The following is a 6,539-nucleotide window of genomic DNA, read 5'->3' on the forward strand; positions in this document are numbered from 1 at the left end:
GTGCCGGCGACTTCGGGTTTGCCGATCCAGGAGTAGAACTGATCGACTGATTTGGGAATCCGCTCACCCACTGCTCGACCCAATCCGTCCACACGGCCTAGTCCGGCGCCTACTGCTCCAGCAATGGCGCTTTGGGACTTGGCGTAAGGGTAGGTTAGTTTTTGTAGGAGATCTGGGCGAAAACATCGGCCAGAACTAGAATATTCATAGAATTTTAGTCCTTTATTGGAAGCATTCTGGCGTCATACAGAGGTTACGATGCTCAAGCGCTTCCTGCCGGCTATTCGCCCCTCATTCGGTCGCCGAATTACACAAAGCACCGTTGCGCTGGTCGCGGTGGCATTCCTTGGCTTCGTCAGTACTGCAAGCGTATACAACGAGCAGCGTACAAGGGAGGATTTCCACGCGAGGATCGAGGCTGTCTCCGCCTTGCTCGTGAGCGCCGCGCCGATGTTGGTGACGTCGGGCGATGCGACAACGCTTGGACTCCTTCTCAGCGCAATGAAGAAAGACCCCGATTTTGAGGGTGCACTCGTCGTCGATGATCTCGGAATTGTTCATGGCTCGGAGAGCACATCGAGCAAATTTACTCCCGAAACGCTGAAAGATGCCTTTGGCCGCGAACTCTTGGAGGTTGCCGCGGATCCTGCCGGAAACACATTGGAGACCGGTGAAACCCTGTTTGCTGTGTACCCGCTGCGGATATCCGGAAGCGAGAACATTGTGGGTTACGCCGCCCTTCAGTTCGGAAGGCAAAGGCTCGTTGCCAGAAACCTGTCCGAGCTCAAATTCGCAGTCGTGGCCAGCCTTGCGGCTCTCGCTGCGATCGGCGGCCTGCTATGGCTGCTCCTATCCCGCATGACGTCGCCCATCAGGCCCCTGGCCAAGTGCATCTCGAGCATGGCTGAGGGTGATCTCTCAACCGACGTTCCGTCGGCTTCGCGTCGAGATGAGGTGGGCGACATCGCAAGGGCAGTGGAAATCCTGAGGCAGGGTTTGGCGGAGCGCGAAAGGCTGCGGCAGGAGAATTCCGAGAATGAACAGCAGCAGATTCGGCGACAGAATGAGACACACACGAGGATCGCCGAGTTCCGGGAACTGATGGAATCGACGCTTGAGGCCTTCGGAAGCACCGCGGCTCAGATGCTCGAAGCTTCCACCCAGCTCTCCTCCACAACCGCTCTGGTTCGAAAGCGCTCCAATCAAGCTGCTTCTGCCGCGCATGAATCCACCAGCGAGGTCAATCGGGTGGAGCAGGCATCCGGCGAAATGCAGTTAGCTGCCGATCATGTGGGGCATCAGGTCGTCCGCATCCAGGCCGATATCGTCTCGGTGGCAGCCAGTGCACGCAACACCTCGACCGTCATGAGCTCTCTCGAGGAAGCAGCCGCCGGCATCGGCGAACTGGTTGGTTTCATTCGAGCCATCGCATCCCAGACCAATTTGCTTGCACTCAACGCGACCATCGAGGCTGCACGAGCAGGAGAGGCGGGGCGGGGATTTGCGGTTGTCGCCCAGGAGGTAAAGACCCTTGCCTCTCAAGCCGCCGACGTAACGGATCGGATCGTCTCGCAAGTGGCTTCCATTCAGGAAGCGGCATCGCGAGCCGTGTCGGAAATGATGGAAATCTCCGGAAAAGTGACCGGGGTGGAGGAGTTCACCGGCGAGGTGTCCACCGCCTTGGATCAACAGGCCGCAGCAACGCAGAAGATGTCCGTCTTCATATCGAGCGCACATCAGGCGACGACGACCGTGCGCCAGAACCTCGAAGTCCTGTCTGAGGTGTTAACGCAATCCGACGCGTCCGCCCTGGATGTGAGAACCGCATCCCAGCATGTTTCCGCCGAGGTCGAGCGGCTCAGGGGAACCGTCGACGCTTTTCTCAGAGCCGTGGCCGCGTAACTAGGCGCGGCCTGTAATCGGCCGGGTATGGAGGCAGATAATCACCGATCTCGGCTTGGATCGGCAGCGGTGGGCTCCGTCGATCCGAGCTACCCTCTATCTTGCGAAGCCTGTCGCAAAGGCAGTGATGCAGAGCATCCACATTCGCCAATTTGTAGAACCGCGGCATTTTTTGGCGCAGCTTCGCAGTACGGCTGACAGCATAACGCTTTTGGCGCCTGAGCCGGACGGGTGTCTTCGAGGCCTTCTTCGAAGCCCTGGCGGCGCTGAGCGACACGGCGCATCTGGTGCAGATGTTCGACTCCACCATCGTGCGGGCCATGTCTCGGCCGCAGGCGCAAAAGGGGGCAGAGCCGGCAGGCCCTGGGCCGCTCCCGTGGCGGCTTCTCGACCAAGATCCACCTCAAGACCGACTGGGCTGGCGATCCGCTGGGCTTTTGCCTGACCGGTGGCGAGGCCAGCGACAGCCCGCACTTCGAGATGCTGCTCGATCTTGGTCCCGACATCACGCCGCGGGCGGCTGTGGGTGACAAGGGCTATGACGCCAAGGCCAACCGGCAGGCTGCCCGTTCCCGCGGCATCTGCCCGGCCATTCCGTACCGCACGACGACCAAAGACAAGCCGAAGTTCTTTCCCAAGGCGCTCTACCGCGGGCGCGCTCGCATCGAGCAAACCATGGGAAAGCTCAAGCGCTTCAAGCGCATTGCGTTACGTTGCGAGAAGACTGACGTGAACTACGTTTCCTTCGTTGCACTTGCTCTGAGTTTCATCCTCATCAAATCCGTCCACACGACCTAGTCGGCAGCAGTGGTCGGTAACCTGATCGAGCGCTGATGATCAACATACCATTCTAGCATGAGGCTGTAATAACATTTTATATATAAAAGGTCGTAATGCTCGAGCCATCTGTTGCCCTTACGTAACAGGAAGGACGAAATTCCGCTCTTCGGACCCTGATTTCTGGACCTAAGGGTAGATCTTCAGCCGATTCCTCGGCCAGAAACGTCCTGACAAGATCAGGGCCTTAACCGTATCCTGATCCACCAAGGATCGGGGGTAAACGATGGCGTCCAGGCAGATCAGCATCGCGCACGGATCAGGCGAGTGCGAGGCAGGAGCGCCGCCGCTTCAAAGAGCTCGTTCACGACCCATGCTTCGAAGTTCGGTCTCAGCTCTCACGCTTCTCCTCGTATCTGCCGGTCCGGTTGTGGCCGACGATTGGATAGGCGGAACCGGCGACTGGTTCTTGCCGGGCAACTGGCAAGACAACTCGGTTCCGACGAGCGGAGACTTAGTCAACATCAACAACGGTACTGTGCAGATCCAGGATCCTGGGGCTGCGGCTTCTCACGTCGTGGTTGGAGACACTGCCACAGGTGCCCTGGATATCTCGAATGGCGGGACATTGGACACCCTAGGTTCGGCCAGCAACATCGGCCAATCTGTCAATAGCATCGGTTCGGTCGTTGTCTCAGGCCCCGGATCAACGTGGAATTCGACCTCGTTCCACTCTGTCGGCTTTGATGGCACCGGCACGATGCTGATTTCCAATGGCGGTACAGTCACCGGTGAAGTGGGCTTCCTAGGGTCCGGCACAACAGGAAGTGGCACGGTCACTGTAACCGGGGCTGGATCTCGCTGGATCCAGCGGCAAGGGCTGGCTGTTGGTTACATGGGGACGGGCGAGCTCACGATCTCCGATGGTGGATTCGTGAGCAACGACTTTGCAGGGGTCATTGGGTTTTCCAATGGTTCGGACGGAGCGGTCACCGTCACCGGGTCGGGCTCCACCTGGAATATTACTGGCCGATGGCTTTCCATCGCCGAAAGCGGCACTGGACAGGTGACCGTCGCAAACGGCGGAAAGATCTCTGCCCCCTATGTGTTGATGGCAACCGGAGCCGGCTCTCAGAGCACTCTTACTCTGACCGGCAACGACCTCAACGGGCGTGGCGTTCTCGAGACTGCCTACATTGAGAAGGGGGCAGGAACGGCGACGCTCAACTTCAATGGCGGTATCCTGCGAGCCACCGCCGATGAAGCTAATTTTTTGCGGGGTTTCGCCGGTCTCGATCTCGGCAGCGGGGCCTATTTCGATACGAACGGTCATCAGGTCGGTATTTCAACCGTGCTGAATGGCAACGGCCGCCTCACCAAGCTGGGCGCCGGCACACTCACACTGTCCGGCACTAACACCTTCACTGGTGGCACGACGATCACCAGCGGTACTCTCATCGGGTCTGAAAGGAGTTTCGGTAGCGGCACCATCACCAACCACGGCGCCCTGATTGTCGATCAGGCAGTCAGCGGTACGATGCCCAATGCCATCGATGGCACTGGCACTCTCACCAAGAAGGGCTCCGGCACACTCACACTGTCCGGCACTAACACCTTCACTGGTGGCACGACGATCACCAGCGGTACTCTCATCGGGTCTGAAAGGAGTTTCGGTAGCGGCACCATCACCAACCACGGCGCCCTGATTGTCGATCAGGCAGTCAGCGGTACGATGCCCAATGCCATCGATGGCACTGGCACTCTCACCAAGAAGGGCTCCGGCACACTCACACTGTCCGGCACTAACACCTTCACTGGTGGCACGACGATCACCAGCGGTACTCTCATCGGGTCTGAAAGGAGTTTCGGTAGCGGCACCATCACCAACCACGGCGCCCTGATTGTCGATCAGGCAGTCAGCGGTACGATGCCCAATGCCATCGATGGCACTGGCACTCTCACCAAGAAGGGCTCCGGCACACTCACACTGTCCGGCACGAGTGGTCTATCAGGCGCAACTACCGTCGAAGCAGGCCATCTGGCGGTGAACGGCTCGCTTGGCAACTCGATCGTCACACTTATGGACGGATCTCTGGGCGGCACTGGCACCGTGGGCGGCATCGTGGTTGGCAGCGGCGCCACGGTGGCGCCGGGCAATTCCATCGGCACGCTCAAAGTGGCCGGGGATGTCGCGTTCAGGGCCGGCTCCGTCTACCAGGTCGAGGTCAATGCTACTGGCCAGGCGGATCAGATCGCGGCAACCGGCGCGGCGACTCTGACGGGTGGCACGGTGCAGGTGCTCGCCGAGAGCGGCAGCTATCAGCCCACAACCCGCTACACCGTCCTTACCGCCACGGGTGGCGTGAACGGCAGCTTTGCTGGCGTGAACTCCAACTTCGCCTTTCTCGATCCCACGCTCACCTACAGCCCCAACGAGGTCATCCTGGTGCTCGCGCGCAAGACTGAGCCCACAGACCCGGTCGATCCGCCTGAGCCGACCGATCCTGAGACGCCTGCCGATCCTGATGAGCCCGCCCCGACACCGGTGGCCTTCCACTCGGTGGCGGTGTCGCCCAACCAGTACCGGGTGGCTGATGCCGTCGAGGCGCTGGGCTCGGGCAACCGCCTGTTCAATGCGGTGATCGGCCAGAGCGTAGCAGGCGCCCAGCAGGCCTTCGATGCGCTCTCCGGCGAGGCACACGCCTCCGGCACCGCCGCGGCTTCCGGTCAAGCCAGCTTGGTTCGGGCCGCCCTAGGCGCTCGCCTGCGCCAGCCCCTGTTCGGCACCTCCATGCCGCTGCTGGCCCAAGGCACTTACACGGCGGCTTACGCGGCCGACAAACCCGGCGAGGCCGTGCAGCCGGTCGCCATTCCTCTACCCGGTCTGGCGGCGGCTCCCCGGTACAGCCTCTGGGGCGAGGGCTTCGGCTCCTGGGGTAAGGTGGACGGCAACACCAATGCCGCTGGCCTGGACAGCTCCACCGGCGGCTTCATCCTCGGCGCCGACACCCGGCTCGATGCAAGCTCCACCCTTGGCATTGCGGGCGGCTTTAGCCGCACCACGTTCGACGTGAATGGCCGCGTCTCCTCCGGCTCCACCGATAGCATCTTTGCGGCTCTCTACGGCTCCACCAGCTGGGGTAACCTGTCCCTGCGCCTGGGCGCGTCCTACGCCTGGAACGACATGGATGTGAGCCGCACGATCCGCTTTCCGGGGTTCACCGACAGCACCCATGCATCCTATGACGGCTACACGGCCCTAGGCTTTGCGGAGCTGGGCTACCGGATGGATCTTGGAGCGGTGCGGCTGGAGCCGTTTGTGAGCGCCTCGGTGATGCGGCTGCACACGGACGGCTTCCAGGAGGAAGGCGGGGCTGCGGCTCTGACGGGCTATGAGCAGGATCAGGATCTTGCCACCACCACGCTGGGGCTAAGGGCGGAGACACGGCTGAGCGAGAGCCTGCCGCTCATCCTGCGCGGTCTGCTGGGCTGGCGGCATACGTTTGGAGACGTGGCGCCGGAGAGCTTGCTGGCGTTTGCGGGTGGCGAGAGCTCCTTCGCGGTGCAGGGCACACCCGTGGACCGGGACGCGCTGGTAGCGGAAGCAGGACTGGATTGGCGGGCATCGGATGCGGTCAGCCTGGGAGTGTTGTACTCAGGGCAGGTGGGGGAGCGCGCCCAAGAACACTCCATCAAGGGCAGCTTCACCTGGCGCTTCGGTACACGCTAAGTCAAAGGATCCGCACAAAGAACGACTGAGGTCGCACTGCACAGCTCTGCTGCTGTTCGATACCGATATCATCAGGCGGCGAGTGCTAGCACTACAGTTGCACCCTTCGTTTCCGGTGTGAGGCTTGCGC

General features: G+C 61.0%; 3 protein-coding genes. All 3 read left to right on the top strand.

Annotation, left to right across the window (positions count from 1 at the left end; translation table 11 throughout):
• Positions 1 to 258: 258 nt before the first annotated feature.
• The 3 genes from LG661_RS23915 to LG661_RS23925 all read left to right on the top strand — a co-directional run bounded on the left by LG661_RS23915 (position 259) and on the right by LG661_RS23925 (position 6,409).
• Positions 259 to 1,902 carry a methyl-accepting chemotaxis protein gene (locus LG661_RS23915; protein WP_230534503.1) on the top strand — a complete coding sequence of 548 codons (1,644 nt, stop codon included), beginning with the start codon at positions 259 to 261 and terminating at the stop codon, positions 1,900 to 1,902.
• A 363-nt stretch (positions 1,903 to 2,265) separates the two neighbouring features.
• Positions 2,266 to 2,700 (top strand): IS5 family transposase, encoded by a 435-nt coding sequence (locus tag LG661_RS23920; RefSeq protein ID WP_230534505.1) that lies wholly within the window; start codon positions 2,266 to 2,268, stop codon positions 2,698 to 2,700.
• Between the two features lie 352 nt (positions 2,701 to 3,052).
• The gene (locus LG661_RS23925; RefSeq protein WP_268995514.1) at positions 3,053 to 6,409 is read left to right on the top strand and encodes an autotransporter family protein; all 3,357 of its coding nucleotides are present in this window, start codon (positions 3,053 to 3,055) and stop codon (positions 6,407 to 6,409) included.
• Positions 6,410 to 6,539: the final 130 nt, after the last annotated feature.

Origin of the sequence: Microvirga roseola (genome assembly GCF_020866965.1) — a bacterium.
Lineage (GTDB): Bacteria > Pseudomonadota > Alphaproteobacteria > Rhizobiales > Beijerinckiaceae > Microvirga > Microvirga roseola.

Excerpts from the sequence above, each read along its gene's own strand:
- LG661_RS23915 (WP_230534503.1), top strand. The coding sequence starts at position 259 with ATGCTCAAGCGCTTCCTGCCGGCTATTCGCCCCTCATTCGGTCGCCGA.
- LG661_RS23925 (WP_268995514.1), top strand. The coding sequence starts at position 3,053 with ATGCTTCGAAGTTCGGTCTCAGCTCTCACGCTTCTCCTCGTATCTGCC.